Here is a 17288-nt window from a genome sequence, read left to right on the forward strand (position 1 = left end):
CTGATTTAACTACTGATAAAGATGGAAAAATTTCTGTTTCTGATTTACGTCCGGGAGACTATCAGTTCGTTGAAACAAAGGCTCCTACTCATTACGACTTAAATCAAAACCCTATCAAGTTTACTGTTGAAAAGAGTCAAACAACTACAGCTTCTGTTACAGCTACGAATAGCTTAACTAAAGGCACTGTCGAATTAATTAAGCTTGACGACGTTGACAATTCTACTCTTGAAGGTGCGGTATTTAAAATTGTTGATATGAACGGCAATGATGTTCGTTCTGATTTAACTACTGATAAAGATGGAAAAATTTCTGTTTCTGATTTACGTCCGGGAGACTATCAGTTCGTTGAAACGAAGGCTCCTACTGGATACGATTTAAGCGCTAAGCCAATTCCTTTCACAATTACGAAAGGGCAATCTCAAGTTACTTCTGTTACAGCTTTAAATAGTTTAACGACAGGTGCAATGGAGTTAACTAAAGTTGATATGGATCACCATGGAACACTTGAAGGTGCCATTTTCAATATTTTAGATCCAGACGGAAAAGTAGTAAGAGAAGGTTTACAAACAGATGGGCATGGTAAATTAATCGTAAATGATTTGAAACCTGGTAATTATCAATTAGTGGAAACAAAGGCTCCTGCTGGCTATCAATTGGATGCATCACCGATAAACTTTACAATTGAAAAAGCTCAAGCTACACCACTACAACTTACAGTTTCAAATAAAAAAATCGATTCTTCATCAGGTGGAGATGATAAACCAGTTACTCCTCCTAATAAAGAAGAGGAAACAGGGAAAGAAACTTCTGAAGAACCAGAAAAAGGAAATCCTGAAACACATGGGAAAGAAACTTCCGAAGAACTAGAAAAAGGAAATCCTGAAACACATGGTAAGGGAACTTCTGAAGAACTAGAAAAAGAAAACCCTGAAACACAAATAAACAAACAGCAAGATGACCGGAATAAGGGTAAAGAACTTCCAAATACGGGTCACAAAAATGATCCTACTCAAACAGCCGGCATCGTACTTCTACTAGCTGGATTGTTAAGTATTTTAGCTACAAAACGCAAAAAATATTATTAATAGTTTTCACACCCAATCAAGTAAACATTTGATTGGGTGTTTTTTTATGCAAAAAGGACGATACGTAGAGTATCGTCCTTTTAACGGGGTGAGGCTGCCCAAAAGTACGGAAAACCTTTGAACAGCCTCGTATTTTCATATGGATGCCTTACATATATCACTGATGATAAATATGAAATGCGGAAACATATTTATCATCACATGATTCAAACACGAGAAAAGAACCCTATAGGATTCTTTTCTCTACATAATCTAAAGTTTGGGTACACTAGATTCATGCAATGTAGGAGCTTTCCAAGCAGAAAGCGAACCTTCATTTAAAATGATAGCATACATATCTCCATCAAAAATATGCAAATATGCATATAGCGTTTTTTTATTTCTCAATGTCAGAATATTGAAAAATAATGAAGATAACGGTAAAATAAAGTCGTTATCCGTCTTCTTTTGTCAGGCATAGAGAATAGAAGAATAGGAGAGGAAAAAATGAAAAAAACTTTGAAACAAAAAATAGTAAGCTCTTTGCTTGCTGTATCACTCGCTGTTAGCTTAGCTCCAATCGGACAAGCCCAAGCTGATTCCACGTCAGAAATCACACAGACTTCACCTATCACAAAACAAGTTGATGCAAGCCGCGCCATCGAACACATTCGTTTCTTATCCGAAACAATTGGTCCTCGCCCTGGTGGGACAAAATCAGAAGAATGGGCCTCTCGCTACGTTGGTATGCAACTTAAATCAATGGGCTATGAAGTAGAATATCAACCATTTCAAGTGCCTGATCAATACGTTGGATTTATTGATTCACCATTATCCACAAAGCGTAATTGGCAAGCTGGCGTTGCCCCTAACGCACTAATTTCTACAGAAGCTGTTACAGCCCCCCTTATCTTTGTTCAAGGTGGGACAAAATTAGAGGATATCCCAAATGAAGTAAACGGAAAAATTGTTCTATTTGAAAGAGGAACAACAGTTACAGACTATAATAAACAAGTTGAAAATGCTGTTAGCAAAGGAGCAAAAGGTGTCCTTTTATACAGTTTAATTGGCGGACGCGGAAATTATGGACAAACCTTCAATCCCCGCCTAACGAAAAAGCAATCTATCCCTGTCTTTGGTCTTGCTTATGCGCAAGGAAATGCATTTAAAGAGGAAATCGCTAAAAAAGGGACAACAATTCTTTCTCTAAAGGCGAGACATGAATCTAACTTAACATCACTAAATGTCATCGCTAAAAAGAAACCAAAAAATAGTACAGGTAATGAAAAAGCTGTCGTTGTAAGTTCGCACTATGATAGCGTAGTTGGAGCACCTGGAGCAAACGATAATGCTTCTGGTACAGGATTAGTATTAGAGTTAGCTCGTGCTTTTCAAAATGTAGAAACTGATAAAGAAATTCGTTTTATTGCTTTTGGTTCTGAAGAAACTGGCTTACTTGGCTCCGATTATTACGTTAATAGTCTGCCTCAAAAAGAACGCGATCGAATTTTAGGTGTCTTTAATGCAGACATGGTTGCAACAAATTACGATAAAGCAAAGAATTTATATGCTATGACGCCTAACGGTTCCCCAAACCTTGTAACAGACGCGGCCTTACAAGCAGGTAAACAATTAAATAATGACCTCGTACTGCAAGGGAAATTCGGTTCTAGTGATCACGTTCCATTTGCTGAAGTTGGTATCCCTGCCGCTCTATTCATTTGGATGGGAGTCGATAGTTGGAATCCATTAATCTATCACATTGAGAAGGTATACCATACACCTCAAGATAATGTGTTAGAAAACATTTCGCCTGAACGTATGAAAATGGCATTAGAAGTTATCGGAACAGGAGTTTATAATACACTTCAAAAACCTGTTACTCAAACTGAACAGAAAGCTGCTTAACCATTTAAAAGACCACTGATTTTTGTCAGTGGTCTTTTATTGAGAAAATACATATATGCATAAAAGCATATTTCCTCCTGCTCATTATCATATACAATATTAACTGTAACAAAAATGATTACAACTAATAAGGAGGCTTTTTCTACTATGAAAAAAATGATCTTAGCCGGTGCGTTAACTTTAGCAGGAACTACTGGTGCTACCGCGTTTATTCCCGAAACAAAGGTCGCTGCTGCCGTTCAAGAAAACAGCTTTACAAAATTTTATTCCTTGCAAACTGGAAGTAGTTCTGAACAAGAACCTGTTTTCCTTCAAAAGGGACAAGAGTTAACAATTCAACCTAATAGCAAAACTCCTAGTTACAGTGTGTATGACTCAAATCATAACCTTATCGGGCGTTATTCTGATGGGTACGGCAGAATTTTCACTGCAAAAACAGATGGAAATATGTATGTTCAATTTCATGCACCTTTCGTTTACTATAGTCCTGTTAGCTTTTCTGTTACTTATACTATCCAATAAAATAAAGGGCCTTTCTCAAGGCTCTTTATTTTGCTTCCCAATTCACTTTCACAAATCCATCTTTCACCATTACACCACTTATATTAAATACATACTTTTCATTTGCCTTTAATGTAGCTTTGAAAGTACCTTTTTTCGATTCACAAATTTCCTTTAACTCTTTTATCCCTTCCCCTTGTCTTTCATACAAACTAAAGCATAAATTGCCGCGTTTTGCGTCTGTCTCATAAGAAAATGTCACTTCTGTATCTTTCTCGTACTGAATTTCAATATCTTTACCAGCAATATCCCATGATGAGAATTTTGCTTCATAACTTGTCTCTCCTTGCTTCTCACTTTCTAAATATATATCACCAGCTTTCCACATATCATCTAACGTTTGAACGAAAGCAAAGCCGCTCAATAATACAAACATCACACTTGCAAATATGACAACTAATGTTATCTTTTGTTTTTTCATAGCCTTCATCGTATGTTCCCCTTCTATTTTCTTGTTACTTCTTCGTATCATATATAACAAAACTCCAATAAAAAATGGCAATACAATCGCTATAACACTCCACCATTTACTTATTCCACGCGTTTTCGCATCTGTATACACCCATGATGCTACACATACTAAAAGTGCTATAAAAGTCAAAAGCATTGTAATCCCAGCTATCTCAAATACTACAAATGGATTAGCGAACTCTATCATGTAATTTATACTCCTTCTTTAAAAATGACTGTATGACAACATATATAGGAACGTATAGATGCATCATAATCACACTTGCTATCAACATAGGGACTGTATGATTCAAATGAGTGACAAACTGCTCCGTAACGATTGTTAATAAAATAATCCAAATAGCATGAATACAAATAGCCCATCTCTTCTCTATCTTTTGAGCATTTCGCACAATCTGTTTCGTATTATTTATCAGCTCTCCGCTTGGAATCATGTCTTCAGCTAAACTGCTCCTTATCTTCTGATCAAACTTATCTTCCGTCATAAACGAACACCTCCAAATGTTCCCGCATTTGCTTCTTCGCATAATTAAGGCGGTATTTCACCGTACCAATCGGTATATTTAATATTTCGCTCATTTCTTTATAAGAGTATTGTTCATAATAGTAGAGTACGAGCACGGTTTTATATTTTTCATTCAATAACTGTATAACTTCCCGTATCATTTCCGCTTCCACTTTTTGAATAAATCCTTCTGATATATTCACTTCATCTGCGAAATCGATTTCTCCACTATCCTCTTTATGAAACAAATCTAATACGCGATCTTTCCACCTTTTCTTCTTACGATAAAAGTCATAAAACGTACGAACACAAATTGTAGTAATCCATTTTTTATAATTTTCCACGCAAGAAAGCTGGTGCCTAGAGGAAAAAACTTTTATCCAAGTCTCTTGAAAAATATCTTCTGCATCTTCTTTCGTTTTCGCTAATTTATAGCATAAGGAATATATTTGCTGCTTATATATATCAATTAATTCTTCTACCTTTTCTTCCATCTTAAACCTCCTGTCATTTATATAAGACGACGCAAATTCTCCTTTTGTTTGATAAAATTTTATTTTTTTATTATCTCCATACAAAAAGGCAATCACAACATCGTGTGATTGCCTTTTACTGAAAGCGAAAAATCGGCTCCGCTTTTCTTTATTGTCCAGCTCCAGCGGTTAGAATACTCGGTGACTTCGCGCCTTCCTCCGAGGTAAAGTACACCTCTTTGTCAGGAGCTCCATCCCCCTCCTATTCTGAACGAGCCGCTTTCGCTTTTCTTAATTACATTTTTTCTGGTGCAGATACTCCTACGATTGCTAATGCGTTTTGAAGTGTAGTACGTACTGCTTTCATTAACTCATAGCGAGCTTTACTTAATTCTAAGTTGTCTTGGTTTAATACTTTTTCTGCATTGTAGAAGCTATGTAATGCTGCTGCTAATTCAAATGCATAGCTTGTAATGCGGTGTGGCAGACGTTTTTGCGCTGCATCCGCAACTACTGCTGGGAATTCACCAAGTTTTTTCAGTAACTCTACTTCTTTCTCAGAAGTAACAAGTTTGTAGTTCACGTCTCCGCCTGTAGCTAATCCTAACTCTTCACCTTGACGAAGGATACTGCATACGCGAGCATGAGCATATTGTGCATAGTATACTGGGTTTTCATTAGATTTTGATACAGCTAAGTCCATATCAAAGTCTAAATGAGAATCACCGCTACGCATTGCGAAGAAGTAACGCATTGCGTCCACGCCTACTTCTTCCATAAGCTCACGAAGTGTAACTGCTTTACCTGTACGCTTACTCATCTTCATTTTTTCACCATTTTGGTACAGTTGTACCATTTGGATGATTTCTACTTCAAGTGTTTCCTTATCGTAACCAAGTGCTTGAATAGCAGCTTTCATACGAGGAATGTAACCGTGGTGGTCAGCACCCCAAATGTTGATTAACTTATCGAAACCACGCTCTAATTTATCACGGTGGTAAGCAATATCTGGCGTTAAGTATGTGTAAGAACCGTCGTTTTTAATTAATACACGGTTTTTGTCGTCACCGTAAGTCATAGAACGGAACCAAGTTGCGCCGCCTTCTTCAAAGATCTCATCACGCTCTTTTAACACTGCAAGTGCAGCATCGATTTTTCCGTTTTTGTATAATGATGTTTCTGAGAACCATACATCGAATTTAACACGGAAGCTTTCTAAGTCTTTTTGAAGTTTTGCTAACTCATATTTTAAACCGTATGAACGATAGAACTCATAGCTTTCTTCTGCATCAGCTTTTGCATAACGATCACCAAATTCTTCAGCTAAAAGCTTACCGATTCCAATGATGTCCGCACCATGGTATCCGTCTTCTGGCATTTCTTTCTCTAGGCCTAAAGCTTGCATGTAACGAGCTTCAACAGAAAGAGCTAAGTTATGAATTTGGTTACCAGCGTCATTAATGTAGTATTCACGAGATACATCGTATCCTGCTTTTGCTAATACGTTACATAAAGTGTCACCCACTGCCGCACCACGTGCATGTCCTAAGTGAAGGTCACCTGTTGGGTTCGCAGATACGAACTCAATTTGTACTTTTTCACCTTTACCAGTATTCGTTTCACCGTAAGCTTCGCCAGCGTTAACGATTGTTGGGATTAAGTCTGTTAAGTAGCTATTATCCATGTAGAAGTTAATGAAACCAGGACCTGCGATTTCAATTTTTTCAATAGAAGCTTTTGCTTTATCGAAGTTTGCAACTAATTCTTCTGCAATCATACGAGGTGCTTTTTTCGCAACGCGTGCAAGTTGCATTGCCATATTTGTAGAGAAATCACCGTTTGTTTTATCTTTTGGAGATTCTAATACAACGTTTGGAATCTGTTCTTCTGTCGCTAATTCTGCCTTTAATACAGCAGCTTGAATTTCTTCTTTAATTAATCCTTTTACTTGTTCTAAAGAATTCATTATTTTGCCTCCTTCAAATTAAGTGTAATTGTATATCTGCCAGCTTCTTGTTCACTTAGAAGCAATGCGTACGTTAAGAAGAGTTGTCCTTTTTTCTTTTCATCCGACCATTTAAAAAGAACGTTATCAGTTTTCGTTTGCAATGCAAACGTACCAAGTTCACTCGTATACGTACCAGTTGTCCATTCACCTTTCACATGCGTTTGACGCATTGAAACAGCACCTGAACGCATAATGAGAACTTGTTCATCTTGAATTTTAATAATTGTTTTCACTTCGCCCTGTTCGTTCGGCTCTTGGAATGTTACGTATGTACCTTGACCTTTTACATAGTATTGACCATTTGCTTCAAAAGCAACGGTTTCCTTCCTCGCCCCTTCACGGATTTCTGTTACGAAATGAACGTGTACCGGCAAGCCTGCAAGTTGTTTCTCCACGTCTTGCACACCCTTCACATGTTATAGATATTAAATAATGTATATAATAAATCACTTTTCCTATCATATCAAAAAAAACCTCTGTCTGTCTGCTGAAAAATCAGGAAAACTCCATTTCAAAAAATAATTCACTTTCCCTTTATTTCATATGATAAAATATTTTTTAAATCTAAATATTCTTTCATTTAAAGAGGTGAGTTAAGTGCTACCAACAAAATTGAAAAAAGGTGATGAAATTAGAGTTATTTCACCATCTTGTAGTTTAAGTATTGTCTCAAATACGAACCAAGAGCTTGCTATAAAAAGATTAACTGACATGGGCTTTCAAGTTACATTCTCAACATATGCTGATGAGATCGATCGATTTGCTTCCTCTTCTATTTCTTCACGCATTCAAGATCTCCACGAAGCATTTAGAGACCCGAATGTAAAAGCCATTTTAACGACACTTGGCGGATACAACTCTAATGGTTTATTGAAACATCTCGATTATGATTTAATTCGAGAAAATCCAAAGTTTTTCTGTGGCTATTCTGATATTACCGCTTTAAATAATGCTATCTACGCCAAAACAGGACTCGTTACATATTCAGGACCCCATTTCTCTTCATTTGGAATGGAGAAAGGGCTCGAGTATACGAACGATTACTTTTTAAAATGCTTAACTTCTAATGAGCCTATTGAAGTCCTGCCATCTGAAACATGGAGCGATGATTCTTGGTACGTCGATCAGGAAAATCGAGAATTCATTAAAAATGAAGGATATGTTTCGATTCATGAAGGCGAAACAACTGGAGAGATTATTGGTGGTAATATGAGCACATTGAATTTACTACAAGGTACACCATATATGCCAAATTTACAGGATAAAATTTTATTTCTTGAAGAGGATAGTTTAACCGGAACATCTACCCTTAAAACTTTTGATCGTTATTTACACTCCCTTATGCAGCAACCAGATTTTGAGTGCGTAAAGGGAATCGTCATAGGAAAGATGCAAAAAGGTGCAGAATGTACGATAGAAGACATTCAAGAAATGATCGCTTCAAAACCTGAACTTGCACATATCCCTATCATTGCAAACGCAAGTTTCGGGCATACAACTCCGATTTTCACTTTCCCAATTGGTGGACATGCAAAAATCATTTCTAACAAAGATAAGACATCTATCACCATTTTAACGCACTAAAAAAAGGAGCGAAAGAGTCGCTCCTTTTATGGTTTTTCTATTTTTTCCAACGCTTTTTGTGGAATTGATTCTTTTGAGATTTCAGCCCATCCTTTTCCTTGCATACCTTTTGCATAAATTTTTATAAATGCTCCCGTATGCAATTCGCGGTTCATCATTCTTTTCACAACTTGTAACTTTCCGTCTTCTGTATACCCTTTAAAAGTGTATAAGTATTCTCCATCTTTTTTCTCACCTTTATCTATAACCGCATAATAATCTTGTATTTCTTTATTTGAAAAGAAGTTGTCTACAAAAGCATGTACACCTTCTGTTTTTGTATTTAAATAATATGCCGTCCCCCCTAAAATAATGGCGAACACAGCTAAAACTTTAATTACCAATTTCATAAATGCGCCTCCTGTTTGCACTTCTTTCTCACTAACCTTATGTCTATACATGTATTATACGAAAAACAACATACTATACTCTATCGAAACGCCTTACACTTTCCTTACATTATTGTAAGAGTTTTTCCCTTTATAGCAAATTCCCATCAAAAAATTTTTCCGTTTAACAAACTTTTATATTATTATTGAATGATACGAATTTTTATTACAAAAATCAAAGGAGACAGTTTTCAAATGGCTATCTTGCAAGGTTTAGCACTATTACTTGTTGTACTTTGTCTATTTACACTTTTTAGTTACCGTGCTCCTTACGGCATGAAAGCAATGGGTGCTTTAGCTAATGCAGCAATCGCAAGTTTTCTTATTGAAGCATTTCACCGTTATATCGGTGGGGAAATGTTTCATAATGACTTTTTACAATCAGTAGGAGAAGCTTCTGGTAGTATGAGCGGTGTCGCAGCGGCAATTTTAGTCGCACTAGCAATCGGTGTTTCACCCGTATATGCTGTTTTAATCGGTATCGCTACTAGTGGATTCGGTATTTTACCAGGATTTTTCGCTGGATACATTTGCGCTTTCGTCGTGAAATTTCTCGAAAAGAAATTACCGGCTGGTGTAGAATTTTTAGCAATTTTATTTATTGCTGCACCAATCTCGCGCGGCATGGCAATGCTTATGGATCCACTCGTGAACGCAACGCTCGGTAAAATCGGTTCTATGATTTCAGTTGCAACTACAGAAAGTCCTATCATTATGGGTATTATGCTTGGTGGATTAATAACAGTTATTTCTACCTCTCCATTAAGTTCTATGGCACTAACTGCAATGCTTGGATTAACAGGTTTACCAATGGCAATTGGTAGTCTTGCCGTAGCAGCCTCAGCCCCAATGAACTTTATTTTCTTTAAGCGACTAAAAATTTGCTCAAAGAAAGACACAATCGCTGTAGCAATCGAGCCTTTAACACAAGCCGATGTTGTTTCAGCAAATCCAATTCCAATTTATGCGACAAACTTCGTTGGCGGTGCACTTGCTGGTATTATTACATCTCTATTCCAGCTCGTTAATAATGCGCCAGGAACAGCATCACCAATCCCAGGACTTCTTGTCTTATTCGGATTTAATGACGTTGTAAAAGTAACAATTGCTGCTGTATTATGTGGAATCGTTACCACAATTGTTGGATATATCGGATCAATCGTATTCCGTAAATATCCAATTCGTTCTGCTGATGAAATTCGTGGCATTACTTCTGAAGAGAAGGTTGCATAAGAAAAAGAGCTATTCTCATCGTTTGAGAATAGCTCTTTTTGATGTTGCGTGACAGTAAATGAAATTATATCAGCGATTTTCTAAATATATCGACCGTAACTCGAATTATATCGGCGATTTTCTAAATATATCGACCGTAACTCAAATTATATCGGCGATTTTTCGAATATATCGACTTACCGACACATAACGACAAAATAAGAGCCCCTATTCATATAGGGGGCTCTTATTTTATCCAGCTACGGCAGCTAGAATCTCCGACCATTTCACACTCTCGGCCTGCGCCAAAAGCGCTTCTCTGTCGAGCATTCCATGACCTGCGATTCTGAGCAAGCCGCTTCACTTTTATTTCACCCAACCGAGCAGCATTTCCCGCACGAATTTGCTTGCTGCGACTGGTGTTTGATCACTATGGTCGTAGACAGGAGCTACTTCTACTAAGTCTGCTCCAACTACATTTATATTTGAATTTGCAATTGCCACGATGGAATCTAATAATTCTTTAGATGTGATACCTCCAGCTTCTAACGTTCCTGTCCCAGGAGCATGAGCTGGGTCTAATACGTCAATGTCGATTGTGACATAGACTGGGCGTCCTGCAAGTTTCGGTAATACTTCTTTTAACGGTTCTAATACGTCAAACTTATATAAGTTCATACCTACTTCTTTTGCCCATTCGAATTCTTCCTTCATTCCAGAACGAATACCGAAAGAATATACGTTTTCCGGACCAATTAAATCGCACACTTTACGAATAGGTGTAGAGTGGGATAAAGGCTCTCCCTCATATGACTCACGTAAGTCAGTATGAGCATCCATATGGATGATTGCTAAATCCGGATATTTTTTTGCCATTGCCTTAAAAATTGGCCAAGACACTAAGTGCTCTCCGCCGAGACCTAGTGGAAACTTACCGGCATCTAAAAGTTTTGATACATACTCTTCAATCATGTCTATGCTGCGTTGTGCGTTTCCGAATGGTAATGGAATATCACCCGCATCAAAATATTTTACCTCTTCTAGTTCACGATCTAAATATGGGCTATATTCTTCAAGACCGATTGATACTTCACGAATACGTGCAGGGCCAAAACGAGAACCTGGACGGTAGCTTACTGTCCAATCCATAGGCATCCCATAAATAACTGCCTCTGACTCTTCAAAACTTGGATGACTTTTAATAAATACTTTACCTGAATAAGCTTCATCAAAACGCATACTCTTTTCCTCCTTGTGTGGAACTTAAGGTATCCCAACCTTTCATTATTTCTCAAATTTGGAGCGAGTTGCTCCTCTTTCTCGATTTACCGGGTCTTCTGTTTCATAACAAGAAGACGATTTTCTTTACAGGAGTGTAAGTAGCTAGCATGTTCAAGTCTTCTGGACAAACACCTTAAATGAGCTACTTACACTTTATTTGTTCAATACGATTCTCTTACTTAATTAAATCGCCAACAAATTTCGGTAATGCGAATGCTGCATTGTGTAATTCTTTTGTGTAGTATTTCGTTTCGATTTCGTGGAAGCGCTCTTCACTTACTTCTAATGGATCATGTTTTTTAGATCCAATTGTGAACGTCCAAAGACCACTTGGGTAAGTTGGAATGTTCGCTGTGTATAAACGAGTAATTGGGAAGATCTCTTTTACGTCTTTAAACACAGTTGTAATTAGTTCTGGTGTGAACCAAGGGTTGTCCGTTTGTGCAACGAAAATACCGTCTTCTTTTAACGCTTTAGAAATTCCAGCGTAGAATCCTTTTGTAAATAAGTTTACTGCTGGTCCTACTGGCTCAGTAGAATCTACCATAATTACGTCATATTCATTTTCGCTTTCTGCGATGTGTAGGAAACCGTCTCCTACTTTTACTTCTACACGCTCATTGTCTAATGCGCCTGCAATTGATGGTAAGTATTGTTTTGAGTACTCAATTACTTTTCCATCGATTTCAACAAGAGTTGCTTTCTTTACGCTTGGGTGTTTTAACACTTCACGAATAACACCACCATCGCCGCCACCTACAACTAATACGTTTTCAGGGTTTGGATGTGTAAATAAAGGTACGTGCGCTACCATTTCATGATAAACGAACTCATCTTTTTCTGTTGTCATAACCATGCCATCTAAAATAAGCATGTTTCCGAACTCTTCCGTCTCAACCATATCAAGCTTTTGGAATTCTGTTTGCTCCGTATGTAATGTGCGGTTAATACGCGCCGTAATCCCAAAATGTTTTGTTTGTTTTTCAGTGAACCATAGTTCCATCGTACAATCACGCCTCTCAATGCAAATTTATAATAGGGACATCATTAATGTCCCCTAACAAAAATAAAACAAAACATCCAAAAAGTATAGTTAAAAGTACAAAAATACCGAAAATATATTTTAGTCAGAGGGTTCTAATATATATGTATAAAGAAACCCTTTCTTAAGAAAGGGCTTTTGTCTCTACTTCTACCGGCTTTCGAACCGGAATTAAAATCATTACACAACCGACTAGCACAACAATTCCACCAACTAAAAACGGACTTTGCGGTGAAACAGTGTGACCGATGATTCCGGATAAGATTGGTGCAATTGCGCCACCTAACCAACGAACGAAGTTATAAACACCTGATGTAACAGATCTTTCATAAGGTGAAATATCCATTACATAACTTGTAAATAGTGCATTATTTAATCCGGATGCTAATCCTGATAGAACAATTAATACAATTTGTAACCACATAATTTTCACAAAGAATAGTCCGATTAAGAAAAGCGCAAATACGAGTAAACTACCTTTCAACAATGCTTTTGGCTCATATTTACCTTCTAACTTGTGAGCCAAAATTGCAGAACCGTAAGCTAACGCTAATCCCCATCCGCAAAATACAAACCCTAATTGAATCGCAGATAAATGCATAATAAGTGGTGAATATGCTAATACAACGAAAAATCCGTAGTAGTATAACATTCCTGAAATTGCACCTTGCATAAACGGTTTATACTTCACCAGGTTAATTAATTCTCCCACGCCTGCCGCTTTACGTTTCACTTTTCGCTCCGGTTCTTTTACAAAAAAGAAAACTAAAATAAATGCTAAGAAAATTAAAATACTCGTCGCAAAAAATGGGTAACGCCAAGAATGTCCACCTAATATCCCACCTAATAATGGTCCGCCTGCCATCCCTAAACCGATAGCTGCTTCATATAATCCTACTGCTTCATGAACTTCTTTACTTAATGCAATCAATAATGTCATCGCCGTTGCAAAGAACATCGCATTCCCTAATCCCCATCCAGCGCGGAAAAGAGATAATTGAGCAATCGTTTGCGATATACCGCATATAAACGCAAATACAGTTACGATCGCGAGACCAATCGTCATCATTCTTTTATCACCAAATCTCGATGCGAATATTCCAGCTGGTAACATCATAATTGCCATCGTTAAAATATATGCTGTAAATAACATCTCTACTTGCCAATGCGATGCACCAATCTTTTCAGCAATAATCGGCAAGATTGGATCGACTACCCCTATACCTGAAAAGGCAAGGAAGGTAGCCACCACTGTAATCAATCTCCCTAGTTTTTGTTTGCTCTCCATTTTGATTACTCTCCTTTTGTATTCTCTAAAAATGTCGCTGCACGATGTAAACTATCTTCGAGTTCCGCCTTTACGCGCTGCATTTGCTCCATTTTCTCGTCTAGCGTTTGCACTTGTTTTTCAAGCATCTCTTTAATTTCTTGAATCACTTCGCGGTCACGAGGGTTCTCACTATTTCTTCTTTGCTCCATTCTTTCTTTTAATGATAAGAAATGTTGCATTTCTTGAAGCGTGATTCCTAGCACTTCTTTCGCTTCCACAATCCTTTTAATTCTAGCGATGTCCTCGTCTGTATACAGGCGAATGTTCCCCTCACTACGTTCAGGGGGATGAATTAAACCAATTTCCTCATAATAACGAAGTGTACGTTTTGTTAAACCAACTTGCTTTGTGACTTCATCAATTTTATACATGTTTATTCCTCCCTTCACTCAATTATTACATTTTACGTTAACGTTAACTTTTGTGCAACTGTTAGACTTTTGTAAATGTTTATCCTATTCAATTGTATTTTTCCAAAAGCAGTTTCATAATGAAAGAAAAGAAACGATAAGGAGATTTCCGTATGAATAAACCACTTATTTTCGCTCATCGCGGGGTAAAAGGAACACATCCAGAAAATACGATGATTGCCTTCCAAGAAGCTGAACGCATTGGTGCCCATGGCATTGAACTTGATGTACACCTATCAAAAGATGGTGAACTCGTCGTGATTCACGATGAAACAGTAGATCGTACAACAAATGGCATAGGTCTTGTTTCTGAAAAAACGGTAGCGGAATTACAAGCTTTAGATGCCGGCAGCCATAAAGACCCTTCTTTCCATGAAGCAAAAATCCCAACGTTACGCGAAGTATTCATTTGGCTATCTACAACAAAGTTACAGCTCAACATTGAGTTAAAAACAGATGTCATTCACTATCCAAATATTGAAGAAAAAGTTGTCGCTCTCGTTCGTGAATATCATCTATCTAATCAAATTATATTCTCATCGTTTAACCACGACTCTGTTTCATTACTAGCAGAAATAGCTCCTGAAATCCCAAGAGCAATTTTATATGATACACCACTTGCTGATCCGATTGCTGAAGCAAAAAATAGAAACGCAACTGGTTTACACCCTAACTTTCAATTATTAACAAAAGAATTTGTCCAATTTGCACAAAATCAAGGGTACACTTTCCGTCCTTACACAATTAACGAATACAAAGATTTACAAACTATGATTGACTACGGCGTAGATGTCATTATTACCGACTGGCCAGCACGTGCCTTTGAGCTCCTTTCTTAATTGAAGGAGCTTTTTGTTTTTGAAATTTCATTGTTTAAAATAACCGAAAACCCTCAATACTAATACAATAATGTTTGTATTAGTATTGAGGGGCTGAAAAAGATGAATCAAACTATGAATCCGAAACTTAAAAAATATAAACGTCTTTTCTTCACCGTAATGTTTTCTTCTGTTCTTTTTTTCGTTTTTTCCTTTTTTGTTATTATTATAGTTGCAAAAATTATGGGACCTCCTCCTGTTGCCGTCCCGCAAACGAGTGTCTTTTACGCTAATGATGACACTGTTATCGGACAAAGTAATGAAATGCAAAAACGTTACAATGTATCTCTCAATGAAATCTCTCCTTATGTAAAAGAGGCAACACTATCTATCGAAGATCAACGATTCTACAAACATCACGGCTTTGATATGAAGCGTATTGCTGGTGCTATTGTTGCCGATTTAAAAGCGATGGCAAAAGTCCAAGGTGCTAGTACGATTACACAACAGTATGCTCGTAACCTATACTTAGATCATGATAAAACATGGAAACGGAAACTATTAGAAGCGATGTACACAATTCGCCTTGAAGTGAACTATAATAAAAATCATATTTTAGAAGGATATTTAAATACAATTTATTATGGGCATGGTGCTTACGGAATCGAAGCTGCGTCTCGTCTATATTTCGATAAAACAGCAAAAGAACTAACATTAGCGGAAGCTAGTATGCTCGCAGGTATTCCGAAAGGCCCTAGTGTCTACTCTCCCTTTTTAAAAGAGGATCGTGCGAAAGGACGACAATCTCTCATATTAGACGAAATGGTAGAACAAGGTTATATTACGAAGAAACAAGCAACTTCAGCGAAGAAAGAGCCATTAACCTTTGCCTCATTAGATACGAAAAAAGTGCCAGAAATCGCGCCTTATTTCCAAGATGCTGTACAAGCTTCTCTTCTTCGTGATATCGGATTAGATGAACAAGCATTACAAAAAGGTGGTTTGCGTATTTATACAACGCTAGACCCTAAATTACAATCGGTCGCAGAGCAAGCTGTAAAAGATCATATACCTGACACAACAAACATACAAACGGCACTCGTTTCTATGAATCCGAAAACAGGTGAAGTAGCTGCCCTTGTTGGTGGAACTGATTATAATACAAGTCAATTTAACAGGGCTACACAAGCTGCTCGCCAGCCTGGATCTACGTTTAAGCCATTCCTATATTATGCGGCATTAGAACGAGGATTCACCCCTGCTACGCGCTTAAAAAGCGAATATACTGTTTTCACTTTAGGTGACGGTGTTTCAAAGTATAAACCGAAAAACTATAAAGACTATTATGCAGACGATTTTGTAACAATGGCACAAGCTCTTGCGGTCTCTGATAACGTATATGCCGTGAAGACCAATTTATTTTTAGGCGAAGACATTCTTACAAAAACAGCGAAGCAATTCGGTATTACTACCGCATTAAAGGATGTTCCGTCTCTTGCTCTCGGTACATCTCCTGTAAAACCAATTGAAATGGTTAACGCTTATAGCATGTTCGCAAACGGTGGAAAAGAAGTAAAACCAGTGTTTATTCGCCGCATTATGGACCATGAAGGAAATATGTTATACGATGCTCATTTGGAGAGTAAGCAAGTTCTTGATAAGAGCAAAGCGTTTGTGATGGAAGAAATGATGACGGGTATGTTTAATAAAAAACTAAGCAGTTATGCTGCTGTAACTGGTCAATCGATGTTATCAAAACTATCAAGAACATATGCCGGAAAATCTGGTTCTACTGAAACGGATAGCTGGATGATTGGATTTACCCCACAAATCGTAACGGGTGTATGGGTTGGATACGATCAACCTAAATCAATTTCAAATGTAGCAGAACAAGGATATGCAAAAAGAATATGGACCGATACGATGGAAAAAGGCTTAGATGGACAACCTAAAAAAGAGTTTAAACAACCAAGTGATGTCGTTGCAGTCGATATTAACCCTGAAAACGGAAAAATCGCTACAAAAAACTGTCCCATTTCAGTTAAAATGTATTTCGCAAAAGGTACAGAACCAACTGAATATTGTATGGATCATGTTGATGATAAAGAAGAATTTGAAAAGACAACTGAAGAAAAGAAAAAAACAAGTTGGTGGAAAAAATATCTTCCTTGGTAAAAAAATAGCTGACGG

General features: G+C 37.3%; 17 protein-coding genes. 7 read left to right on the plus strand and 10 right to left on the minus strand.

Annotated features, from left to right (window positions below; translation table 11 throughout):
* From BAQ44_RS25055 to BAQ44_RS25065, 3 genes are all read left to right on the plus strand, one after another.
* Positions 1-1088, plus strand: a 1088-nt coding sequence (locus tag BAQ44_RS25055; protein ID WP_116758414.1) for an MSCRAMM family protein, incomplete at its 5' end; no start/stop codon positions are given.
* A gap of 486 nt (positions 1089-1574) precedes the next feature.
* On the plus strand, positions 1575-2975 hold the full coding sequence (locus BAQ44_RS25060) for a M28 family metallopeptidase (RefSeq protein ID WP_071724422.1): 1401 nt from the start codon (positions 1575-1577) through the stop codon (positions 2973-2975).
* 147 nt (positions 2976-3122) lie between these two features.
* Positions 3123-3497, plus strand: a complete 375-nt coding sequence (locus tag BAQ44_RS25065) for a hypothetical protein (protein ID WP_063262354.1) — start codon at positions 3123-3125, stop codon at positions 3495-3497.
* 25 nt (positions 3498-3522) lie between these two features.
* Here BAQ44_RS25065 and BAQ44_RS25070 read toward each other — a convergent pair whose 3' ends face one another.
* From BAQ44_RS25070 to BAQ44_RS25090, 5 genes are all read right to left on the minus strand, one after another.
* Positions 3523-4194 (minus strand): ABA4-like family protein, encoded by a 672-nt coding sequence (locus tag BAQ44_RS25070; RefSeq protein WP_071724424.1) that lies wholly within the window; start codon positions 4192-4194, stop codon positions 3523-3525.
* Complete coding sequence (locus tag BAQ44_RS25075) at positions 4178-4492, minus strand: anti-sigma factor (protein WP_071724426.1); 315 nt, start codon at positions 4490-4492, stop codon at positions 4178-4180. Before BAQ44_RS25075 ends, BAQ44_RS25070 begins: the two co-directional genes overlap by 17 nt.
* Positions 4479-5006, minus strand: coding sequence for an RNA polymerase sigma factor (locus tag BAQ44_RS25080; protein WP_071724429.1), 528 nt, complete (start codon positions 5004-5006; stop codon positions 4479-4481). The genes BAQ44_RS25075 and BAQ44_RS25080 overlap by 14 nt, the downstream gene beginning before the upstream one ends.
* A 274-nt stretch (positions 5007-5280) precedes the next feature.
* Positions 5281-6951 (minus strand): arginine--tRNA ligase, encoded by a 1671-nt coding sequence (argS, locus tag BAQ44_RS25085; RefSeq protein ID WP_001086441.1) that lies wholly within the window; start codon positions 6949-6951, stop codon positions 5281-5283.
* Entirely contained in the window at positions 6951-7388 is a 438-nt protein-coding gene (locus tag BAQ44_RS25090; protein ID WP_000414868.1) for a YwiB family protein, read from the minus strand. The genes argS and BAQ44_RS25090 overlap by 1 nt, the downstream gene beginning before the upstream one ends.
* A gap of 202 nt (positions 7389-7590) precedes the next feature.
* On the opposite strand from BAQ44_RS25090, the gene BAQ44_RS25095 reads away from it, so the two are divergent.
* Positions 7591-8577: a S66 family peptidase gene (locus BAQ44_RS25095; protein ID WP_071724431.1), complete on the plus strand. Its 987-nt coding sequence runs from the start codon at positions 7591-7593 to the stop codon at positions 8575-8577.
* Positions 8578-8603: 26 nt separating this feature from the next.
* Here the strand turns inward: BAQ44_RS25095 and BAQ44_RS25100 are convergent, their stop codons facing one another.
* Positions 8604-8966 carry a YxeA family protein gene (locus BAQ44_RS25100; RefSeq protein WP_061680051.1) on the minus strand — a complete coding sequence of 121 codons (363 nt, stop codon included), beginning with the start codon at positions 8964-8966 and terminating at the stop codon, positions 8604-8606.
* Between the two features lie 234 nt (positions 8967-9200).
* On the opposite strand from BAQ44_RS25100, the gene BAQ44_RS25105 reads away from it, so the two are divergent.
* The gene (locus tag BAQ44_RS25105) at positions 9201-10238 is read left to right on the plus strand and encodes a PTS sugar transporter subunit IIC (RefSeq protein WP_064476077.1); all 1038 of its coding nucleotides are present in this window, start codon (positions 9201-9203) and stop codon (positions 10236-10238) included.
* Between the two features lie 345 nt (positions 10239-10583).
* Here BAQ44_RS25105 and speB read toward each other — a convergent pair whose 3' ends face one another.
* The 4 genes from speB to BAQ44_RS25125 all read right to left on the minus strand — a co-directional run bounded on the left by speB (position 10584) and on the right by BAQ44_RS25125 (position 14241).
* Positions 10584-11456: an agmatinase gene (speB, locus tag BAQ44_RS25110; RefSeq protein WP_061680052.1), complete on the minus strand. Its 873-nt coding sequence runs from the start codon at positions 11454-11456 to the stop codon at positions 10584-10586.
* A 217-nt stretch (positions 11457-11673) separates the two neighbouring features.
* Positions 11674-12501 (minus strand): polyamine aminopropyltransferase, encoded by an 828-nt coding sequence (speE, locus tag BAQ44_RS25115; protein ID WP_000424696.1) that lies wholly within the window; start codon positions 12499-12501, stop codon positions 11674-11676.
* Between the two features lie 163 nt (positions 12502-12664).
* Positions 12665-13828, minus strand: coding sequence for an MFS transporter (locus tag BAQ44_RS25120; RefSeq protein WP_071724433.1), 1164 nt, complete (start codon positions 13826-13828; stop codon positions 12665-12667).
* Between the two features lie 5 nt (positions 13829-13833).
* A complete protein-coding gene (locus BAQ44_RS25125) occupies positions 13834-14241 on the minus strand; it encodes a MerR family transcriptional regulator (protein ID WP_061680054.1) in 408 nt (135 codons plus the stop codon).
* 152 nt (positions 14242-14393) lie between these two features.
* Here BAQ44_RS25125 and BAQ44_RS25130 point away from each other — a divergent pair, with 152 nt between their 5' ends.
* Together BAQ44_RS25130 and BAQ44_RS25135 are read left to right on the plus strand one after the other, a co-directional pair.
* Positions 14394-15119, plus strand: a complete 726-nt coding sequence (locus BAQ44_RS25130) for a glycerophosphodiester phosphodiesterase (RefSeq protein ID WP_061680055.1) — start codon at positions 14394-14396, stop codon at positions 15117-15119.
* A gap of 102 nt (positions 15120-15221) precedes the next feature.
* The gene (locus BAQ44_RS25135) at positions 15222-17273 is read left to right on the plus strand and encodes a transglycosylase domain-containing protein (protein ID WP_071724436.1); all 2052 of its coding nucleotides are present in this window, start codon (positions 15222-15224) and stop codon (positions 17271-17273) included.
* The last annotated feature ends 15 nt before the right edge of the window (positions 17274-17288 follow it).

It is taken from the genome of Bacillus mobilis, from assembly GCF_001884045.1.
Classification (GTDB): domain Bacteria; phylum Bacillota; class Bacilli; order Bacillales; family Bacillaceae_G; genus Bacillus_A; species Bacillus_A mobilis.